Origin of the sequence: Streptomyces chumphonensis, from assembly GCF_014779715.1 — a bacterium.
Taxonomy (GTDB): Bacteria; Actinomycetota; Actinomycetes; order Streptomycetales; family Streptomycetaceae; genus Streptomyces; species Streptomyces chumphonensis.
In genome coordinates this window covers 16,533-36,920 of sequence record NZ_JACXYU010000001.1, presented here as the reverse complement: position 1 = coordinate 36,920, position 20,388 = coordinate 16,533, and the positions used below count along the sequence as shown (strand labels likewise).

Annotated in this window: 18 protein-coding genes; 6 read left to right on the top strand and 12 right to left on the bottom strand. The window is 70.3% G+C overall.

Going from position 1 to position 20,388, the window contains the following annotated elements; all coding sequences use genetic code 11:
* Positions 1-3 precede the first annotated feature (3 nt).
* Positions 4-1,107: a MupA/Atu3671 family FMN-dependent luciferase-like monooxygenase gene (locus IF129_RS00185; protein ID WP_191207311.1), complete on the top strand. Its 1,104-nt coding sequence runs from the start codon at positions 4-6 to the stop codon at positions 1,105-1,107.
* Between the two features lie 49 nt (positions 1,108-1,156).
* Here the strand turns inward: IF129_RS00185 and IF129_RS00180 are convergent, their stop codons facing one another.
* The 3 genes from IF129_RS00180 to IF129_RS00170 form a co-directional block, all read right to left on the bottom strand.
* The gene (locus IF129_RS00180) at positions 1,157-1,948 is read right to left on the bottom strand and encodes a thioesterase II family protein (protein ID WP_191207310.1); all 792 of its coding nucleotides are present in this window, start codon (positions 1,946-1,948) and stop codon (positions 1,157-1,159) included.
* Positions 1,945-2,997 carry a ketoacyl-ACP synthase III family protein gene (locus IF129_RS00175; protein ID WP_191207309.1) on the bottom strand — a complete coding sequence of 351 codons (1,053 nt, stop codon included), beginning with the start codon at positions 2,995-2,997 and terminating at the stop codon, positions 1,945-1,947. Before IF129_RS00175 ends, IF129_RS00180 begins: the two co-directional genes overlap by 4 nt.
* 167 nt (positions 2,998-3,164) lie before the next feature.
* Positions 3,165-3,830, bottom strand: coding sequence for a FadR/GntR family transcriptional regulator (locus IF129_RS00170; protein WP_191207308.1), 666 nt, complete (start codon positions 3,828-3,830; stop codon positions 3,165-3,167).
* A 78-nt stretch (positions 3,831-3,908) separates the two neighbouring features.
* On the opposite strand from IF129_RS00170, the gene IF129_RS00165 reads away from it, so the two are divergent.
* Complete coding sequence (locus IF129_RS00165) at positions 3,909-5,288, top strand: CynX/NimT family MFS transporter (protein WP_191207307.1); 1,380 nt, start codon at positions 3,909-3,911, stop codon at positions 5,286-5,288.
* A 4-nt stretch (positions 5,289-5,292) separates the two neighbouring features.
* Positions 5,293-5,409, top strand: coding sequence for an SGM_5486 family transporter-associated protein (locus tag IF129_RS26640; protein WP_263576191.1), 117 nt, complete (start codon positions 5,293-5,295; stop codon positions 5,407-5,409).
* Between the two features lie 78 nt (positions 5,410-5,487).
* Here IF129_RS26640 and IF129_RS00160 read toward each other — a convergent pair whose 3' ends face one another.
* The 4 genes from IF129_RS00160 to IF129_RS00145 form a co-directional block, all read right to left on the bottom strand.
* On the bottom strand, positions 5,488-6,498 hold the full coding sequence (locus IF129_RS00160) for an LGFP repeat-containing protein (RefSeq protein ID WP_191207306.1): 1,011 nt from the start codon (positions 6,496-6,498) through the stop codon (positions 5,488-5,490).
* 113 nt (positions 6,499-6,611) lie between these two features.
* Positions 6,612-6,797, bottom strand: coding sequence for a DUF397 domain-containing protein (locus IF129_RS00155; protein ID WP_191207305.1), 186 nt, complete (start codon positions 6,795-6,797; stop codon positions 6,612-6,614).
* A gap of 22 nt (positions 6,798-6,819) precedes the next feature.
* Positions 6,820-7,005, bottom strand: a complete 186-nt coding sequence (locus IF129_RS00150; protein ID WP_191207304.1) for a DUF397 domain-containing protein — start codon at positions 7,003-7,005, stop codon at positions 6,820-6,822.
* Entirely contained in the window at positions 7,002-7,856 is an 855-nt protein-coding gene (locus IF129_RS00145; RefSeq protein ID WP_191208191.1) for a helix-turn-helix domain-containing protein, read from the bottom strand. The genes IF129_RS00150 and IF129_RS00145 overlap by 4 nt, the downstream gene beginning before the upstream one ends.
* A 226-nt stretch (positions 7,857-8,082) precedes the next feature.
* On the opposite strand from IF129_RS00145, the gene IF129_RS00140 reads away from it, so the two are divergent.
* Complete coding sequence (locus tag IF129_RS00140; RefSeq protein WP_191207303.1) at positions 8,083-8,793, top strand: 2-phosphosulfolactate phosphatase; 711 nt, start codon at positions 8,083-8,085, stop codon at positions 8,791-8,793.
* Between the two features lie 200 nt (positions 8,794-8,993).
* Here the strand turns inward: IF129_RS00140 and IF129_RS00135 are convergent, their stop codons facing one another.
* Positions 8,994-10,445, bottom strand: a complete 1,452-nt coding sequence (locus IF129_RS00135; protein ID WP_191207302.1) for a cytochrome P450 — start codon at positions 10,443-10,445, stop codon at positions 8,994-8,996.
* 704 nt (positions 10,446-11,149) lie between these two features.
* On the opposite strand from IF129_RS00135, the gene IF129_RS00130 reads away from it, so the two are divergent.
* Together IF129_RS00130 and IF129_RS00125 are read left to right on the top strand one after the other, a co-directional pair.
* Positions 11,150-12,391 (top strand): aminotransferase class I/II-fold pyridoxal phosphate-dependent enzyme, encoded by a 1,242-nt coding sequence (locus IF129_RS00130; protein WP_191207301.1) that lies wholly within the window; start codon positions 11,150-11,152, stop codon positions 12,389-12,391.
* A gap of 158 nt (positions 12,392-12,549) precedes the next feature.
* Positions 12,550-13,200: a hypothetical protein gene (locus tag IF129_RS00125; protein WP_191207300.1), complete on the top strand. Its 651-nt coding sequence runs from the start codon at positions 12,550-12,552 to the stop codon at positions 13,198-13,200.
* Between the two features lie 1,007 nt (positions 13,201-14,207).
* Here IF129_RS00125 and IF129_RS00120 read toward each other — a convergent pair.
* Genes IF129_RS00120 through IF129_RS00105 form a run of 4 tightly spaced genes read right to left on the bottom strand, consistent with a single transcriptional unit; the run spans position 14,208 to position 20,278 of the window.
* Complete coding sequence (locus IF129_RS00120; RefSeq protein WP_191207299.1) at positions 14,208-14,720, bottom strand: S1 RNA-binding domain-containing protein; 513 nt, start codon at positions 14,718-14,720, stop codon at positions 14,208-14,210.
* A 9-nt stretch (positions 14,721-14,729) separates the two neighbouring features.
* Positions 14,730-19,370, bottom strand: coding sequence for a putative T7SS-secreted protein (locus IF129_RS00115; RefSeq protein ID WP_191207298.1), 4,641 nt, complete (start codon positions 19,368-19,370; stop codon positions 14,730-14,732).
* A 6-nt stretch (positions 19,371-19,376) separates the two neighbouring features.
* Entirely contained in the window at positions 19,377-19,871 is a 495-nt protein-coding gene (locus IF129_RS00110) for a hypothetical protein (RefSeq protein WP_191207297.1), read from the bottom strand.
* Positions 19,868-20,278 (bottom strand): hypothetical protein, encoded by a 411-nt coding sequence (locus IF129_RS00105; RefSeq protein ID WP_191207296.1) that lies wholly within the window; start codon positions 20,276-20,278, stop codon positions 19,868-19,870. The genes IF129_RS00110 and IF129_RS00105 overlap by 4 nt, the downstream gene beginning before the upstream one ends.
* Positions 20,279-20,388: the final 110 nt, after the last annotated feature.

Genomic DNA, 20,388 nt, shown 5'->3' with positions numbered 1-20,388 from the left:
CCCATGGACTTCAGCGTCTACTTCTTCTCCGCCAACGACCGCAACGACTTCGGGGAGCGCTACCGCTTCATCCTCGACGTGGCCCGGTTCATCGACCGCCACGGCTTCACGGCGATCTGGACCCCCGAGCGGCACTTCCAGGAGTTCGGCGGCAGCTTCCCCAACCCGGCCGTGCTGTCCGCCGCGCTCGCCGTCGCCACCGACCACCTCCGCATCCGGGCGGGCAGTGTCGTGCTGCCCCACCACCACCCCGTCCGGGTGGTGGAGGAGTGGGCGCTCGTCGACCAGCTCTCCGGCGGGCGGGCCGGGGTGTGTGTGGCCACCGGCTGGCACCAGGGCGACTTCGTCTTCTACCCCGAACACTACGAGGGGCGCCGGGAGTACACCCTCGACCACGTCGCCACGCTCCGCTCGCTGTGGCGCGGCGAGACCGTGGCCTTCCCCGGCCCCGGCGGGCGCGACCTGGACGTGCGCACCTACCCCCGGCCCCGGCAGCCCGAACTGCCGCTGTGGCTCGTGCACACCTCCAACCCGCAGACCTGGATCGAGGCCGGCCGCCGCGACCTCAACGTCCTCTCCCTGCTCACCAGCTGGGAGAAGCTGGAGGAGAACATCGCCTCCTACCGGGCGGCACGCGAGGAGGCCGGCCACGACCCGGGCGGCGGTGTGGTCACGGTCGGCATGCACACGTTCGTCGGCGACGACGAGCAGGCCGTCCGGGACCTCGTGCACGAACCCGTCAAGCGGTACCTGGCCTCGTTCATGACCCAGAAGCGCGCCGACGAGGCGGTCGGCGGCGCGCGGCGCGACTCCGGCGCCGACGAACAGGACAAGGTCGCCGAGCTGATGGCCGAGGACTACTACGCGCGCCGCTCGCTGCTGGGGACGCCCGACAAGTGCGCGGCGACCGTGGAGCGGCTGCGCTCCATCGGAGTCGACGAGGTGGCCTGCCTCGTCGACTTCGGCCTGCCCTTCCGGACCGTCCTGGACGCCCTCCCCGCACTCGACGCGCTCCGCCGCCGCTGCGCGCCCGCCGAGGACCGGACGCCCGCCCCCGCCGCTGCCCCGGCCACCGCGGCCCCGTTGTCCTGGTACTACGACCGCTGACGAGCGACGGGCGGGCCGGGCCCTCGGCCCGCCCCGTCCGCCCCGGACCTCAGGGCACCAGCGAGCGCAGCGCCTCCTCACGCAGCTGGTCGAGCAGCCGGGCCCGCTGGGTCTGGAGGAAGAAGTGCCCGCCGGGCAGCAGGCTCGTGGTGCACCCGGCCGTCGTCTGGCGGCCCCACCGGGCCAGCGAGGCGTGCGAGGACTCCGGGTCCTCGATGCCCCCGTAGGCCGCGATCGGACAGCTCAACGGCGGGCCCTCCACGTACCGGTAGGTCTCCAGCAGGGCGGTGTCCGCCCGCAGGATGGGCAGGTACAGGGCCCGCATCCCCGCGTCCTCGCGGATGATCGGCGGGATGGCCCCGTAGCGCTGGTCGAGCACCTCCAGGTACTCCTCGTCGGGCAGTCGGTGGATCGTGCCGTGGTAGGTCGGCTCCTGCGGCGCGTTGCGCGCGGAGACCGCCAGCAGGGCGGGCTCCATGCCCCACGTGTCGCGCAGCGCGCGCGCCGTCTCGAACGCCAGGAAGGCCCCCAGGCTGTGCCCGAAGAGCGCGAACGGCGGCGTGAGCAGGGCGGCCAGGGCCCGTGCCGCGTCCCGCGCCACGGCCACCAGGTCCGTCGGCAGGGGCTCCTGCCGCCGCGCCTCCCGGCCCGGCAGCCGCAGCGTCCACGGCTCGACGGCCGGGAGCAGCTCCCGCGACCAGCCGTGGAAGGCCGCCGCGCCGCCCCCGGCGTACGGCACGCAGACCAGCCGCAGCAGCGGAGCGCTCCCGCGCTCGGACTCCACGGGCCGCAGGACCCACCGCTCGGACGCGTCCCGGAGCGCGGATGTGCCCACCGTCACGCGGAACCGTCCGGAGTACCCGCCCACGCGGGCACGTCGGTGATCTCCACGACGGCGCACGAGAAGGCGATGCCGGCGCCCGCGCCCAGCAGCATCACGTGGTCGCCCGGTGCGACGCCGCCGGTGGTCAGGAGGTGGTGCAGGCCGCTGGTCTGGTCGTTGGCGCCGGTGTGGCCCAGCGCCCGGCCGAAGTCGAACACCCCCCGGTCCACGGCGTCCTCACCGAACGGCTCCAGCAGTCGCCGCAGGACCTGCCGGTCGCCGACGAACTGGTGCGCCACGCGGGTGATCGCGTCGGGCGTGAGCCCGGCCTCCTCGATCGTGCGCGCGATGAGGTCGCGCTGGGTCTGCCCCATCAGACGTCCCGCGTGCACGAGGTCCTGCTCGCCCTGGTAGGTGGCCGCCCGCTCGCGCAGGTCCACCCGCACGCCGGTGCTGCACCCCGCCGGGAACAGCGGCTCGCCCCCGCGGTTCAGCTCCTCCAACTCCGGCAGCGAGGTGGCGCACACGTTGACCAGACGGGCGAAGCCCGCGCGGCGGGAGAGGACGGCGGCCGTCGCCGCGTCACCGAACAGCCCGCCGGGCGTGGCGCGCCAGCGGTCGATCAGCGGGTCCCCCCAGTTGTCCGCCGAGGTGATGAGGGCCGCCGTGCGTCCCGGCGCGGCGGCGAGGTGGTTGCCCGCCAGCTCCATCGCGGCGAGGAAGCCGTTGCAGCCCTGCCGGATCTCCAGGGCGGGGATCGTGCCGCCGAGGGTGTGCCGCAGGATGTAGTGCTGCGGCGACCACAGGTCCGGTCCCTGGTGGTGGCACGAGGCGTGCAGCAGGACGGACATCTCCTCGGCCGCGTGGCCCGATCGCGCCAGCGCCTCGCGGGCGGCCTCGACGGCCAGGTCCGGAGCCGGACGGTCCCCGGCCACGGCGACCGACTCCCACTCCAGGCTCTCCGCCTCCGCCGCGTCGTACCAGCCCTGCGCCACGGCGTGCCGCACGGACACCCGTGGGGGAAGGCAGGCGGCGAGACCAGCGATGTAGAGATCCTCGAACAGCAAGACGAGCACTCCTCTCCGGGCGCGTCGGCCCTCGGCCGCCTCCGCCGGCGTGCCCCGGACGCCGAGCCTGGCCGCTGCCGCTCCCATCCGCCCCGGTGGATCCCCCAGCAACACCCCCGGTTCCCGCTTCCCCTCGGGACCTGGACCCGGCCGCGCCGGACCGGCGCCTACGCCCGGCAGTGGGCGGTGTAGGAGGCGGCCTCGCGGGCCGCCAGCTCGGCGTCCCCGTCGCGGACGGCGTCGATCATGCGGGCGTGGTCCAGGTGCTCCTCGGCCCGCAGCTCCTCGCCGACGTCCCGGCGCAGGTAGTCCCGCAGCACGAAGCCCACGTCCGAGTACAGGGCGGTCAGCACCTCGTTGTGCGAGGCCCGCACCACGGCCAGGTGCAGCGTGGCGTCCGCGCCGACGAACCGCTCCACGTCCCCCGAGGCCCACGCCTCCTCCCGCCGTTCCAGCAGCGCGTACAGCTGGCGCACGTCCTGCTCGGTGCGGCGCAGTGCGGCCAGCCGGGCCCCCTCGGCCTCCAGCGTCGCGCGCAGCTCCGCGATGTGCACCGGGTCGGCCTGCGCGAAGCGCCGGTGCATGACGCCCGCCAGCTCGCTCGTCGCGACCACGTAGGTGCCCGAGCCCTGCCGGATGTCCAGCAGCCCGTTGTGGGCCAGCGCCCGCACGGCCTCCCGGACGGTGTTGCGCGCCACCCCGAGCTGCTCGACGAGCTCGGGCTCGGTGGGGATGCGGCTGCCGAGCGGCCACTCGCCCGAGGTGATCTGCGCACGCAGCGCGTCGATGACCTGGTCGGCCAGTGCGGAGCGGCGCGGGGAGTTCAGCGGCATCGGCTCATCGCCCTTCGGGAGACGGGTGGCGGGACAGCGGCTGGCCCATATTCATCCGATGATTCTATGATGGGCGCCATGCCTCAGGAAGACCCGACGACCCTCGACGCGCCCGAGCCCCCCGCCCCGGCACCCGCCCCACCGGCCCCCCGCGCCTCCGGCGGCGCCCACGGCGCAGGCGGCTCGGGCGGCACGGCGGTCCCGGGCGTCTCCGGGCGCACCCCCGGCGCGGCACGCTGGACGCCGCGCCTGGTCGTCCTCGGCCTCGTCATCGCCGCGCTCAACCTGCGGCCCGCCGTCACCGGCCTCGGGCCCCTCCTCGAAGAGGTCCGCGCGGGCCTGGGCATGAGCAGCGCCGTCGCCGGTGTCCTCACCTCGGTGCCGGCCCTGTGCTTCGCCGTCTTCGGCAGCGTCGCCTCCCGGCTGGCCCGCCGCCACGGCCCGGCCGCCGTCGTCCTCGCCGGCATGGCCGCCATCACCGCCGGGCTCGCCCTGCGCCCGCTGGCCGGGGGCACGACGGTCTTCCTCCTCACCACCGCCCTCGCGCTCGCGGGCATCGCCGTCAGCAACGTGCTGATGCCCGTCATCGTCAAGCGCTACTTCCCCGACCGCGTCGGCGCCATGACCGGGCTCTACTCCATGGCCCTCTCCCTGGGCACGGCGGCAGCGGCGGCCCTGACCGTCCCGGCCACCGAAGCCCTGGGCGGCACCTGGCGCACCGGCATCGGCCTGTGGGCCGTCCTCGCCGCGCTCGCCCTCCTGCCCTGGTTCGCGGTGTTCCTCCGCGACCGCCACCACGGCGACACGGCGCCGGCCGGGCCGCCCGGCACCGGCGCCGCCGCCGACGGCACCCCGCCGTCCCCGCCGCTGCGCATCACCCGCTCCCGCATCGCCTGGGCGCTGGGCTGCTTCTTCGGCCTCCAGGCCACCGCCGCCTACGTCACCATGGGCTGGGTGCCGCAGATCTACCGCGACGCCGGGCTGTCCGCGTCCACCGCCGGGGTGCTGCTCGCCGTCACCATGGGCCTCGGCATACCGCTCTCCTTCGTCCTGCCCCGGGTCGCCGCCCGGCTGAACCACCAGGCCCCCCTCGTCCTCCTCCTCGGCGTGTGCGGCCTGACCGGCTACACCGGCCTGTGGCTCGCCCCGGCCGAGGGCGCCTGGGCCTGGGCGCTGTTCATGGGCGTCTCGAACTGCGCGTTCCCGCTGGTCCTCACCATGATCGGCATGCGCGCCCGGACCAGCGGGGGAGTGGCCCAGCTCTCCGCGTTCGTGCAGAGCACCGGCTACCTCATCTCCATCCCCGGCCCGCTGCTCGTCGGCGCCCTGCACGGCGCGACGGGCGGTTGGGAGGCCCCGCTGGCCCTCCTCGCCGTCCTCATGGTGATCCAGCTCGGCGTCGGCCTCGTCGCCGGACGGAACCGGTGCGTGGAGGACGACCTCCAGGTGCGACACTGATCGCATGCCTGTGCTCGACCCCAACCCCGGCAACGGTCAGAAGAAGCTGCTCTACGTCTTCGGCGCGATGATCGGCATCTGCGTCGTCATCGGCGTCATCGCCTCGATCTTCGCCCCCTGACTGGCGTCCCCGCCACGCCTGCCCCGGCCCTCCCTAGCGCCTCTCGGCGGCCGGGGGCGTGCGCTCAGGGGCTCCCGATCAGTCCCACTGACAGGTGTGGTCGAGGAACTTCGTCAGGCTCGTCGCGTCCTCCATGCCGATGTCGCCGCGCCACGACTCCAGGTCGAAGCTCTCGCCGGTGTTCCACCCGCCGGGCAGCAGCTCGGCGGCGAACTTCGCGTGGCAGGCGTGCTGCTGGTACAGGGAGTTGTGCTCCCTCTGACTGACGTCGTTCGGGTAGGGCGCGAGGGACCACATCTGGTACCAGGCGCCCTGGAAGTCGGTGCGCGCGTGGTGGAATCCCGCCTCCGTCGGGAACGCGCGGACGACGACGTGGCTCGTGCCGTACGGGATCTCCACGCGGACCTCGCGGAACCAGTCCGTACCGGTGGTGCCGGAGTAGCCGACGCACTCGCCCGTGCAGCCCTCGACACCGTTGCCCGACGACCAGAACAGGCTGAGTTTGTTCTTCGAGTAGCGCTGGTAGACCGACTGGTTGGCCTCGTCCCACAGCTCGTCGGAGGTGGGATAGCCGAACGGCCCGCCCTCCCAACCGTACTGGCCCCAGAGCTCGCCGATCTTCCCCCACACGGGGTGGGCACCGTAGGACGGGTGCCAGTAGACGGTGCCGCCCTGGAACGTCTGCCGCTTGCCGACACCGTCGGGGTTGGTCAGCTCACCGGACGTCGGGTAACCGAGCTCGCTCGTTTCCCAGCCCATGGACTCCCACTTGCCCCGGATCGCGCCCCACACGGGGTGCGCGCCGGTCTGCGGAGTCCAGTAGATGCTGCCGCCGGTGAAGTGGTTGTAACGACCGATCCCGTCCGGGGTGGCCAGTTCGTCGGTGGTGGGGCAGCCGAGCGGCCCGCCCTGACCGCCGGTGGCGTTGTAGGCGACGAGGATGTCCCCGCCGACCTGACGACCGCAGACGTCCGAGGCGGCGGCCGTGGGTGCGTGGACGACGAGCGCGGTGAGCGTGGCGAGCGCGACGGCCCCGGCCTGCATCAGCCGGGCGGTCCGCCGCCGTAAGAGCGGGGTGCGTGAAGCCATGCGGGAGTCCTTCGCCTGGGGATTCTGGCGCTCCCACTGTAGGGACGAGCAGCCCGCGCGAGAACCGCGCCCGTCCGGCGGCCGAGCCCGCCGTCACACGACGGCGAGCACCGTCACCGACCGCCGACGAAGCCCACGAGAGAGACCCACGCCGCGGGCGAGGCGCCGACATGGGGACGCGTCACGTCCTTGGAGTCCCGCACGTGCACAGCAGGCCCACTGACGAGGACCTCTACGCAGTCGTCGCCCTGCGCACTGCTGTAGCTGGACTTGACCCACGCCTCGTCGTTCGTCCTCATGACCCTCCCGCAGTCGAGTCCGCTACGCGCCGGTCGCGAACCTCACGAACTGCGCCCAACCTTCAGAAGAGACAGCAAAGTCAGGACGCGTCAAGTCCTTGGAGTCCCGCACGTGCACGACGGCCTTAGTGACCGCGACTTCCACGCAGTCGTCGCCCTGGGTGCCGCTGTAGCTGGACTTGAACCACTCCAGGTCACTGTTCTTCACAGCTCTCCCCTCAGACGCTCCAACAGGTCCCGCGATTCTTTAGGCGGCAGGGCCTGCGAGCGAAGTGTGTCATATCGCTGATGGAGGAGAGCCACCTCTTTCAAGCCCAGAATGAGCCGTCCGTTTTGCTGTCCCTCGGAGTATGCGTAGCGGCGGCCCTGCGGCGACTCCAAGAGTCGCACGGGGCCATCCAGGCACGCGTGGTACTCGGCGTTAAGCGGCATGAGTTGCAGCGTGACGTTGCGCGGTCGCGTGTGCTCCAGTACGTGGTTGATCTGATCGCGAAGCACCTCCTCGCCACCCAGCCTGCGGTGAAAGACGGACTGTTCCACGATGAAGCTGAACGGCACCTGCGGGCGTGCGGACAGCATCTCCTGCCGTTCGAGTCGGGCCGTCACCTGCGCTTCGAGTTGTTCGTCCGTCAGCAGCGGGATGCCGTTGTCGAAGACAGCTCGCGCATACGCCTCCGACTGCAACAAGCCCGGGACCAGGCGGCACTCGTACGTGCACAGGCTGACCGCCTCCCGCTCCAGCCGGGCCCAGCGGCGGAACCACGCGGCAAGACCGGGCTCGCCGCGTGTGAGGTGACGGGCCGCGCGGCGCAGGGCGCCGGTGTTGCCGAGGACGGCCTCAGCCCGTTCGATGAACTGCTCGTCCGGCATACGCCGCCCCAGTTCCACGGACTCCACCGTGTGCTTGGAGAACCGCACGTGCTCGGCGAACTGAGCCCGTGTGAGCCCCGCGTGCTCGCGGAGGGCCTGGACGACGGCGCCGAACGTCCGCAGACTGTCCGACGGGTCCGGTTCCCGCTCGCTCTCGGCCACCGAACCGACGACATCCCCTGTCCACATGAACGGCCCCTTCGCCACCGTGCGTGAGCCCGGACGCTCCCGCTCACCACACACCAGCGTGACCTGCGCCACGTCGTACTGTCCACCGTGAGTGCCCGTACGCTGACGTACCGTACGGATCGCGGCTCTGGTCAAAGGATCTGAGCCCTCGGGCAGTTGACCTTCGACAACGGGCCGACTGGTCGAACGCACCGAGGCGCGAGCAGCCTGAGTACGCTGCGCCGGCATGACCGGAACAGACGCTCGCTTCGTTGGTATCGCCGGGCTGGTCGAAGCCCCGTCCGTGGCGGTCGTGGTCGACGTGATGCGGGCCTTCACCGTGGCTGCCTGGACCTTTGCCCAGGGCGCGGAGAAGATCGTGCTCGCCGAGTCGTTGGACGACGCTCGGGCACTCAAGACCCGCCACCCGGATTGGGTGGCGCTCAAGGACGGCCCGCCCGCGGAGGGGTTCGACCTGGTCAACTCTCCCGGAGTGCTGCGTGCAGCCGACCTTCGTGGACGGACTGTCGTGCAGAAGACCACCGCGGGGACGGTCGGCGCCCTCGCCGTCAAGGACGCGGCGCTGGTGCTGTGCGCCGGCTGCGTGGTGGCGGAGGCGACGGCTCGGCTCCTGCGGACACGCGGGCACGGCAGCGTCACGTTCGTGGTCACCGGCGAAGACGGACAGGCCGACGAAGACCTGGCGTGCGCCGAGTACATCGCTCGCAGGTCGAACGGCGCCGAGGTAGACGCTTCTCCGTTCCTCCGCCGAGCTGCCGAGTCGCCCGCCGCCACCGAGCTCGCGGAGGGGGTACGTCAGGGAACGCATCCCCACGATGTCGCACTCTGCCTTGAGCTCGACCGGTTCCCCTTCGCCATGGTGGCGGCTGTGGAGGACTCGCTCATGGTCCTGCGCCCGCGCACCGTACCGGCGCAACCCGATGCCCCCGTGACCTGACCGGCGTCGGGCGTGCGTCATCGGCATGTCCCGGTGACGCTGCCTCGGTGGACGCAGAGCCCCCCCCAGCCCTGCTCACGATTCGCAGGTCCTGACCACCGCTCACCACGCCACGTGCTCCGTGCCCTGTCCGAGCAGGAGGACGGTCCCGCACCGGCGATCCGGACGGACACGGAGCCTGCGGCGTGGAGTCGCTCCGCCTACGTCGTCTCGACCTGATGTCCGTACGGGCAGGCCGGGGCGGCGTCGGCCTCAGCCGTCCGGGGCGGCGGGGTCGCGGTCGCCGTGGTGCCCTGGTTCCGCCGTGTGACCCGCATGCGCAACTCGCCCTTGGGACGCAGGGTGACCATCGGTTCCTTGACCGGCGACGGCCCGGGGAGCGAGTGCAGACGCACCTGACCGGCGATGGTGGCCAGAGCGACGTGGCCGCCGAGCAGCGCGTGGTGGTTGCCGATGCAGACCCGGTGGCCCGCGCCGAACGGGATGTAGGAATGACGCCGCATCTGCTTCTCGGCCTCCGGGGCGAACCGGTCGGGGTCGAAACGCTGCGGGTCGGGGAAGTAGTCCTCGCGCCTGTGCAGCACGTAGGGACTGAAGATGACACTGGCGCCGGCCGGGATGCGATGGCCGAGGATGTCCACGTCGGCCGTCGCCTGCCGGGAGAACATGTAGACCGGCGGATAGAGCCGCATGGCCTCCTTGAAGACCTGGAGCGCGTAGGGGAGTCGGTCGAGGTCCTCCAGGGTCGGCAGGCGTCCGCCCAGCACCTCGTCGGACTCCGCGAGCAGGCGGTCGTAGACCTTGGGGTACTTACTCAGCAGGTGGAAGCTCCAGGCCAGACCGGTCGCGGTCGTCTCATGCCCAGGCATGAACATGTTGAGCGCTTCGTCGCGGATCTCCTTGTCGTCGAAGGGCACCCCGTTGTCGTCGGTGCACTCCATGAGGAGGTTCAGCCAGTCGTCCGGCTTCTCGGCCATGGCGCGGCGCTCGGCGAGGAACGTGTAGAAGGTGCGCTCCAGGCGCCGGATGGCGCTGCGGTAGCGCAGATTCGCCGGTGTCGGCCAGCCGATGGTCAACGGGACGAGAGCGCTGGCCTGCGAGTCGAACCCGTGGATGGCGTCGGTGAGGGCGTTACCGAGATCGTCCGCCTCGCCGAGGATGTCCTTGCTGAACAGGTTCCGGCCGACCATGCCCAGGACCAGCCTGACCATCTCCCGGCGCACGTCGATGACGCTGCCGTCCTCCCAGCGTTCGGCCACGGTTCCGGCGACCTGGGCGGCGGAGTCGGCGGAGTTCCGGATCACTGCGGTCCGGAAGCGCGGCTGGATGAGCCGTCGATTCCGTTTGTGGTCCTCATTGGTGGCGGTGAGCAGCCCGTCACCCAACAGCGGCCGGGCGAATGCACGGAAACGGTCGGTCTTCTCGAAGAGACTGCCGTGCTTGATCAGGATCTCGTGCACCAACTCGACGGAGTTGGCCAGGAAGACGTCCTCACCGGCGAGCGAGTAAACCCCCAGGTCGCCACAGGTTTCGAAGGTGCGCTGGAAGAGTTCAAGGCGGTCCTTCTTGAACTCCCAGGTGTTCCCGATGACGGCGCGACCGTCGACTTTCGGCACCGTGTCGTTGAGCGTGCTCGTACTCTCCAGTACCACGTAGAACCCCCGTCGCTGTGAACTTCCGATGAGAAGCCGTGCTCCACCGGAGCGTAGGCAGCGGCCACCCCGCACAGCAATCACCTGTCAACTACTTGCCATGCGCTACTCATCGGTATTCCGCCTCTGGCAAGGCATCTCAAGTGGCTCACCACGCTCGGGCCAATCCCCGCGCACTCAGTCGCACGGAGTCAGAGGCGATGAGAACGACAGCCCGTTCGAAACCGTCCTTGCGCTTTCAGGAAAGGTGAAAACATCCCGGAGCGTTCATGACCCGTGCGACGGGTGATGAGCGAGGAGTTGACCACAACCGCTCAGCGTCCACTGACGGCTTCGTCAGTTCTTCGCGTCGATGACCAGCCCGGACTCCGAGCCGAGGAAGGTCCAGTACCAAGGTACCCACCCCTCGGCGGCATGGTTCTCACAGGGAGGGAAAGCCGTAGTGTCGTGGCGTTCGCGGTTCCACCAGGAAACTGGGAATCCCGTCGCCAACGCGTATCAGAACCGAAGACGAGAGATGGCGCGGGGGCGGATACACGCGGGACGCGTCATGTCGAGCCGCCACCCGAAGAAGGCGATGCCTTATGCGTGCCCCGGCGCACGCCTCGGTGCCTTGGCACTCGCCGTAGCGCCGACGCGGTGCGAGTCGCCGAACCGCGTCCTGTATCGCCACTCGCCGTTCTCCCAGCGAAAGGCCGACCGTCATGTCCCGAGCCGTGCTCTCCACGTCCAGCAAGCTCTCCGGAGTGAGCTACAGCCTGCGTGGCCCCCTGGCGGCACGCGCCGAAAGCATGCGGGCCGAGGGGCGTTCGGTGGTCAGCATGAACGTGGGCGACCCCGTGGCCCACGGTTTGCCGCCCCGACCGGAGGTGGTGCGGGCCATGCGAGACGGAATCGACCGCTCCGCCGCCTACGGGCCGGCACGGGGACTCCCCGACGCGCGGGAGGCGGTGGCCGGCCACTACCGGGGGAAGGGCTTCGACACGGTCGAGGCGGAGGACGTCTACCTGGGCAACGGAGTGTCGGAACTCGCCGCTTCGACACTTCATGCCCTCCTCGAACCGCAGGACGAGGTGCTGATCCCGGCACCGGACTACCCGATGTGGACGGCGTCGACCGTGCTGGCGGGTGGCCGGCCGGTGCACTACCCGTGCGACGAGACGTCGGGGTGGCTGCCGGACCCCGTGGCCCTGCGCGACAGGATCACCGCACGCACCCGGGCCATCGTGGCGATCAATCCGAACAACCCCACCGGATCCGTCTGGCCGCGCCCTGTGGTCGATGCCATCGCCGCCCTCGCCCGGCGTCACGGGCTCCTGCTCCTGGCCGACGAGATCTACGACGACTTCCTGTATGACGGCGCGCTCCACTCGCCGCTGGCGACCTGCGCCCCGGACACGCCCTGCGTGACCTTCGGCGGGCTCTCCAAGCGCAGCCGCGTCCCCGGATTCCGCATGGGCTGGGCGGTGCTGACGGGCCCTCGTGCGGCCCGCGCCACTCTGGCCACGGCGCTCGACACCGTGACGTCCCTGCGGCTTTGTCCCAACGTGCCCGCTCAACGCGTGGTGCCGACCGCGCTGCGGGTGGACGACACCAAGGACCTGACCGGACCCGGAGGTGCCTTCCGCCACCGACGGGACCACCTGCTGCGTGCGCTCGCCGGTATCCCCGGAATCCACTGCGTGAAGCCCGGTGGTGCCTTCTACGCCTTCCCCCGCATCGACGTCCGGCGGTACCGCGTGGACGGCGACGCCCTCGCCGGCGGCCTGTTGCGTGAGGAGGGCCTGCTCGTCGTACCGGGTGCCGGGCTGGGCCCCGTGCCCCCCGGACACCTGCGCATGGTGACCATGCCCCCGTGCGACGTCATCGACGATGTGGCCGAACGCCTGGCCCGATTCCTGGAGCGGCACGACAGTCGCAGGACGTGGTGCGGCAGCGTGCCCTGACTCCTTCCTCCCGTCCTCGGGAAGGAACGTCCTCCCCCCGCGGCCGGGAGCGACCGGCCCCGGCGCGCCGGACCCACTGGAAAGGAGGCTCACCGTCGCGTCATCGAGTACGCCGTGCTGGATCGCACGGCTAAGCGACCACACCGAGGAGGTACCTCGTGAACGCGGAAGAACTGATGGAGGAAATGCGGCCGGACGTCGACCGCTGCGTCCAGCGCAACGAAACGCTGGCGCGGATGCGTGTCGGCGAGGTGGATCGGGAGTTGCTGCAGCGGCTCGTGATCGCCGAACACAACTGTCAGGAGTCCGAACTGGCTGCCTATGGACTGCTGGTGGCCCGCCACCGGCATGAGACGCCGGCGCGCCTCTTCGGCTTCACCATCCATACGATCGCGGAGGCCCACGCGCTCATGGGTCCGGTCGCGGAGTCCGTCGGCCTGCGCCCCGAGGACCTGAAGATCGCCACGAGCGGGCTGCTCGGACGCGCGGTCGGTAGCCTCACCGCCCCGGGGGCTTTGGCGAGTCCGGCTGCGGTGGCTCTCTACTTGCACAGTGATCTCGCCGTCTGGTGCACCGTTTTCGACGAGCTGGCGCGTCTGGCCGGTGAGAAGGAGGCGGCACCCGAACCCCTCATCGACTACCTGGAGTGGTGGGGCAGCGAGCCGCCCGCCACTTTGACGAGCGGTGTCCGCGAGGTGATCACCTACGGTCTCGCACACGGGGAGGAGCCCGAGGAGGTCCTCACCTTCGCCCGTCAGCTCCACTCCATCGTCGACGACTACTGGGGGTACGTGAGCAGCGGCCGGTAACCGTGCCACGTCAGGCCACATCTGCCCGGCGACGCTCGGGAGGCTCGGGGCGCGCACACTCCATGCGCGCCCCGCACCCGAGGGCCTTCGACACCACGGGTTCGACCTCAATAGGTGCCATCGGTGTAGGCCACTCGAATCATGTACTGCGGTCCTACGTTTTAGGGGGTCCCGCGCAACGGGCCGAAAGCGGACGGTGCGTGATGGTCTCCGGTGTCCTCGTGCCAATTCACTCGACCGGCGCAGACGTAGCCTTCTCCGCCATTGATGACGTAGAGAGGAACGTTGGAGAGCTGCGCGAAGCGTTGCCCCAGCATGGCCTGAGCTTCCTGTTCTGAGGCCAGGTCAACCCGAAATCTCTGATACGTAGATCGTAGATGCATCATTTCAACGGCTGCGAACAAGAAATCGATGCGCGTTTTATAATGCTGAGGGTGAAAGCTTCGCACGAGGAGAACTGAATGGCTCACTGAGTACTGCCATACTTGGAATCTTCGTTTCCAGTCTGCTACTTTTTTGACGGTCGTTTCCTCGGTTGTGGGCGCTGAGGCGGCTCTGGGAGGTTCTTGCTGTCCGCTCTTGCCGGCCTAGTGGTGTGAGAAAATCTTTGATTGCACTAGGGCCGATCCCTCTTGAGTGTGGACAGTCATTCTTCGTACCATTCTCTGCAAAGTTCGGAGACGTGCTTATGCGAGACGTTACGTCGACTATCCGAGCTAATTTCGCTCTATCTTTCCAGTAGTCCTTTTAGCTCCCGGAGTGCATATGCGTCTCCTTCCTGCATCGCATCAACTCGGGCACCGCTTATCAATTGAAGGCAGTCGTGCAAAGCTAGGCCGAGGCTCCGCCGCTCGACCCACCGCAGCGTGATCGAACTCGAACGCCAAATCCGCGGCTGGATCAACGAGTGGAACAAGAACCCCAAGTCGTTCATCTGGGCCAAGGCCGCCGACGAGATCCTCGACACTCTCGCCGCATACCGCACACGAACTACCGACTCAGGGGTACTAGTTCTCCCGTTTCGTCAGCGACAGAGCGATTCTACGTAGCTGAACGTTGATGGCCGATACCTTGACATCCATGGCGGTTCCACTTCGCAGATCGCGCCAATCTGTCTGCATTTGGTGCAACTCCTCTGCCGGTAGCAGTCCTTCGAGGCCGGGGTGGACTCTCAGAAAGATGCCGATCGGGGCAACCTTCGTAACCTTGCCACTGATCTCTTCTCCCAAAAACTGAGTAGCGAACTCTAGCAATGGGTCGGGTTGTAGATCTTTAATTGAGAGAGAAATTCTACTGCGCGCTTCGTCTACAGCCAGCACCACCACCGTCACGTCGTCTCCGGGAGAGATGACGTCGCGCGGCGAATCAATGCGTGTCCATGCGAGATTTGGCACCGTCACCAAGCCGACGCATCCTTGAAATGAAATGAATGCGCCGAAATCTGTGACTTCTTGCGCGACTCCCCGGTGTACATCTCCTGGAGATGGGTTAGCGGGTGATGGAATGTCGTTGGTGGACATGCCCTCGAGTCAGCCCTTCCAGGTGTATCCGTTGTAGAAGTTTATCCAGTGCACTTCTTCGATGAATTCGTTAAAGCGAGTGATTTCGCCTTGAGGGATAATCCACTGATGTTCGCCGGGCTTATTGTCGTGGCTGGTGCGGTACTGTTCTGGGGGAAATGACTCACGAAATTCTGACTTCATCACGTACTCGTGGTAGCCGTCCTCGTACACTCCTTGTGCCGCATACTGTTGGGCAACTCTTTCCGAATCGCCGAGGTATGCGGTTCCTGGCCCGCCCAGTTCGGTATGAGGGTGGTTGCTCGGATCGAGCCCATACGCCTCGGACTCTCGGTTTCCAGCGTGCGGCGCTCGATACAACCTCTCGCGAGAGTCCTCGTAGTCCGGTGCCAGGCCCAGGGGGTCGGTCCAGGTGTGGGGGTTGTGGACGTAGGTGGTGGGGTTGGGGGCGGGGGAGAGGCCGAGGGGGTCGGGGGTGGTGTAGCGGGCGGTTTCGGGGTCGTAGTAGCGGTGGACGTTGTAGTGGAGGCCGGTTTCGGGGTCACTGTATTGGCCGGGGAAGCGGAGCGGGGTGTAGGCGGTGGCGTCCGTGTTCCAGGTGGTGTGGCCCCAGAGGGTGGAGCGGGTGCGCCAGGCGACGGTGCCGGTCTCGTCGACGAGTTCGGTGGGGGTGCCGACGAGGTCGGTGACGATGGCGAAGAAGCGGCGGTCGATCTCGCGTTGACCGGTCGCGTCGGTGAGGCGTTCGGTCTGGGTGACGGGGTGCAGTCCCTGGTGGTCCCAGGTGAGGGTGACGGGGTGGGGGAGGCCCGGGGCGGTCGTGGTCTGTTCGATGAGGGTGGGGCCGTCCCAGGCGAACAGGATCTCCTCGACGACGGTTTCGCCGTCGTCGGCCATCCGTTGTTTTGCCGTGCGGCGGCCGAGGGGGTCGTAGTGGTAGCGCCAGCGGGTGCCGTCGGGGGTGGTGACGGCGGTGAGGCGGTCCTCGGCGTCCCAGGTGTAGCGCCAGGTGTCGGGTTTGCGGGACAGGCGGGGTTTCTGGCGCAGCACCAGGCGGCCGGCGTCGTCGTGCTCGTAGCGGACGCGGCCGGCGCCGGTGATGCGGGTGCCGGTGTAGGTGCGCGGTCCGGTGGCCTCGGGGGCGGGGTGGTCGGCGGGCCAGGCGGCGTGCGTCTGGTTGCCGGTCTCGTCGTAGGCGTAGGACTCGCTCCACCCGGCCGCGTGGACGGCGGTGACGCGGCCCGCCGCGTCGAGGTCGAAGCGGCGGCTGCCGGTGTGGCGGTCGTGGACGGCGGTGAGCGCGCCGTCGGGCCGGTAGGCGTAGCCGCGGTGGGTGACCGGGTCGGGCGCCGCGCCGGTGAGGACGGCCTCGGTGAGGCGGTTCGCCGGGTCCCAGTGCTGGGTGAGGGCGAGGTCGTCGCCGATGGTCCGGCGGGTCTCGCGGCCCGCGGCGTCGTGTGCGAAGGTCAGCGCCCGCCCGCCGGACGTCATGCCGGTGCGGCGGCCGGCCGCGTCGTACTCCCAGGTGGTGACGGCGCCCATGGGCGTCACGCGGCGGGTGCGGCGGCCGAGCCGGTCGTAGGTGAAGGCGGTGGTGCGGCCGTTGACCGTCTCGGACTTGACGCGGCCCGTTCGGTCCCGGTGCAGGTACAGCTCCGCCTCGGCGCTGACGGCGCTGAGCAGGCGCCCGGCGGCGTCGTAGGCGTAGTCGGTGACGGCGCCGTCGGCGTCCTTGCGCAGGATCTCGCCGCGCGGGCCGCGCTCGAAGCGGCTGACCTGCCCCAGGGGGCCCGTGCGGGCGATGAGGTGGCCTGCGGGGTCGTAGGCGTAGGCCTGGGTGCGGCCGTCGAAGTCGGTCTCGGACGTCAGGTGCCCGGCGGGGTCGTAGGTGTAGCTCCAGGCGCGGCCCTGCGGGTCGGTGACCCGGCGCAGGCGCAGCGCGGTGTCGTGGTCGAAGGTGTAGCGCACGCCGTCCGGGCCGGTGCGCGCGGCGAGCAGGTCGAAGTGGCCGTACTCGTATGTCGTCACGCCGCCGGCCGGGTCGGTGTGGGAGACGCAGTTGCCCTCGCCGTCGTAGGTCCACCTCTCGGTGGCGCCGTCCGGGCCGGTGCGGGAGAGGAGCTTGCCCTCGGTGGTCCATTCCAGGTGGGTGACGGCGCCGAGGGGGTCGGTGACGCGGGTGACGCGGCCGAACGTGTCGCGGGCGTAGCGGGTGACGCCGCCGAGCGGGTCGGTGATCGTCAGCGGCAGTCCGGCCGCGTCGCACGCGACGTGGGTGGTGTGCCCGAGGGCGTTGGTGACGGACGTCAGGTGTCCGGCGTCGTCGTGGCCGAAGTGGGTGGTGGTGCCGGCCGGGTCGGTGACGGAGGTGCGGTTGCCCCGCTCGTCGTAGGTGTGCCGCCAGGTGCCGTCGGGGCCGGTGACGGTCAGCGGCAGCCCGAGGGCGTTGTACTCGACGGCGGTGCGCGAGCCGTCGGGCCGGGTGACGGCGACCGGTCGGCCCGACGCGTCCCGCTCGACGGCCGTGGTGCGGCCCAGGGCGTCGGTGCGGGTCAGGACGCGGCCGCGGTGGTCGTGGGAGGTGCGGGTGGTGTGCCCGAGCGGGTCGGTGACGGCGACGACCCGGCCCGCGTCGTCGACGAGGTGGCGGGTGACGTGGCCCTCGGCGGTGGTGAGGGTGGTGACGCGGTGGCCGGTCGCCTCGTCGCGTGCGTCGTAGGAGAGCCGGATCGACAGGTGGCCCTCGGTGCCGCCCTCGGCGATGCAGCGGTTCCGGTCGTCGTAGACGTAGTCGTAGCGCCGCTCGTTGCTGTCGGTCCAGGCGATGACGCGGTGCTCGGCGTCGTACGCGAACCGCAGCGGCAGGCCGGAGGAGCCGGTGACGGACGTCAGTTCGCCGTCGGTGTAGCCGTAGCGGACGACGGGGGTCGTCCGGCCGTCGTCGGCGAGGAGGTCCAGGGCGGTGATGCGGCCCTCGGACGCCGTCAGGCGCAGGACGTGCCCGGCGGAGTGGGCGATGGCGGTGGGGGTGCCGTCTTCGTCGTAGCTGAAGGTGAGCGTGTGGCCGTTGCGGTCGCTGATCTCGGCCAGGGGCGCGGCGCCGTTCGCGCCCGGTTCCTCCGGGCCGGTGTAGCGGCGGACGTGCCCGGTGTCGGGGTCGGTGAGGGTGTAGTCGCCGTCCGGGTGCCGCTCCAGTGGCCACTGCGGCCCGCGCGCGGGAAGGGTGGGGACGTCCGGCGCGGGGTGGGGGTACTCCAGGAGGAGGCCGTCCTCGGTGACGAGGATGACGCCCGTCGCGTCGATCTCCAGCCGCTGGTCGGCGGTGCTGGCCCAGGACGGCCCGAACCAGCGGCCCGAGCGGTAGCCGGAGTCGACCTGGCGGCTGAAGACCAGCGGCAGGGCGCCGGGCAGGGCCACGTCCGTCTGCGGCAGGAACATCATGCCGGTCGCCAGGTCGACCGGGTCGGTGTTGTCCGTGGACCTCTGCTTGTTCTGGGTCTCGGCCTGGCCCGGCTCCCTCCGCTCGACGTGCGGCCGGCTGGGGGCGACGTCGTCGAGCGTGCCCGCCGCCCGCCGCCCGGCACTGCCGGGCAGGCCCGCACCCTTCGTGCCGATCAGCTCCGGGACCAGCGTGCCGAGGAACTCGGCCGGGTCGTTGCGCATCGCCTGCATGACGGTGCTGGGGATGGTGCGCGGATCGGTCGTCGCGATGCCGTGGACGCTGGAGTTGAGGTTGGTGAGGTACTCACCCGGGTGGGTGAGGTTGTACGGGTCGATCACGCTGTGCTTGCGGCCCCACAGGAACAGGTCCGTGCCGCCTTCGAGTACGCCGCCGCCGAAGTGCTGGACGCCGAGCTTCATCCCCTCGGCGTCGGAGTCCATCTGCTCCTTCAGCGACGGCTTGGGCGGCGCCGCGTCCCGGGCGGCGGCCACCATGCGCTGCGCGGCGCGGGCCGCCTCGTCGCGCTGGCGCCGCGCCTCCTCCAGCTTCTCCACGGCGGCCTCGACGTCTGCCGTGCCCGGGTCGGAGAACGGCTTCGGCTCCGTCGGAAGGGGGTTGTCGTCGCGGTCGAAGTGGTGGGCGATGAAGGCCAGGCGGTACGCCTCGACCTCGCTCTCGTGCGCCGCCCGCGCCTCCTTCGACGCCTTCTGCCCCTTGCGGTAGAGCTCGATGGCCGAGGCGGCCTCGCCCTGGGCCCACTCCACGGTGTCCGCGAAGTCCCTCAGTGCCTGGCCCGCCATCTGGCAGGCGTCCGCCGCCTCGAACCACTTCTTCGGCTCGACGGAGATCTTCTCCTCGAACGCCTGCGCCGTCTCCCCGCGCAGATCGCTCGGGTCCACGCCCTTCATACCCGCGCCGACGGTGTCGAACGCGTCCTTGAGGTTCAGCAGGTGCTGCCCGGTGGAGCGCAGCGTGCCCGCGCTGCCGTGCACGAGCTTCTTCGCGTCGTCGGTGTCGCCGAGCGCCATCTCGGCGACATCCGCGCCGAGCCGGTTCGCCACCGAGTCCGACTTCTCCCGGACCGCGTCCGCCGCACCCTCCGCGCCGAGGGAGTCCAGCCCCGCCGCCGTGACGTCCCCCAGGTCGTCGACGACGCCGCCGGTCTTCTCCCCCACGAAGTCCTTCGCGTCGTCCAGGAAGTCGGGCATCAGCCCTCACCGCCCGCGCCGGGCCCCTCGCCCGTCCAGGTGTCCTTGATGTCCTCGCGGGCCCGCGCGAACGACTCCGGGCTGAAGTCCGGGGCGTCGGGGGTGAGGATGTCCGCGTAGCTCTGCTGGGCGACCTCCTCCTGTGTCAGGTGCGGATTGCCGGTCGGGGACGAAGCCGTTGGCCGCGTACTTGAACTTCGCCGACCAGTAGGCGTCCTCCGCCCAGACCAGACCCGCCGCCAGGTCCAGCCGTTCGGCCACGAGGTTCGCCCGCTGCATCAGGCCGCGCACCCCCCACTCCCAGTTCCCGCAGAACCCGTCGAACGGCCCCGGGGCGCCGGCCTCCATCGTCGTCAGCGTCAGGTCGTTGAACCCGGACCCGCGCAGCGCGCTCGTCTCCGAGGTGAACGTGCGCAGTTCGGCCATCGCGTCGTTGATGCCCTTGGTGAGCAGGTGCACCGTCTCCGGAGTGATGCGCAGGTCGTCGTTCTCGTCGCTCATCGCCGGGCCTCCCGCGCGGTCGTGTCCTCGCCGCGGTCGACGGCCGCACCCTCGGGGACGATGCCGCGCACGGGCGGGAACAGCATCGACGTCGCCTCGTCCTCGACGTCGAGGGCGACGCCGGTCGGCACGTCCAGGCTCGGTACGACGGCGTCCAGCAGCCGGGCGCCCAGCACCGAGCGGTACACCACCGGTTCGTCCGGCCGCGCGCCGCGCGCCACCACGAAGCGGGCGAGCCGCTCCTCGCCGGTGAAGGCGTAGATCCACTGGAACCCGCCCCACGCTCCCACCCGCAGCCCGTCCTCCGCGTGCGGGAGCAGCACGGCCGTTCTGCGGAACTCGCCCAGCATGGCGTGCGGATCGCCCTGCCCCGCCCGCACGGCGGTGATGTGCCCGGTCAGTCGCACTGCGACGCCCCCACCCTCACGTCCTGGCCCGTTCCCCCGGTCACCGGTACGATAACCAGCATCGCGGTGCGTAGCGTGCCCACCCCGGCACAGCACCCCTGTCCACCCGC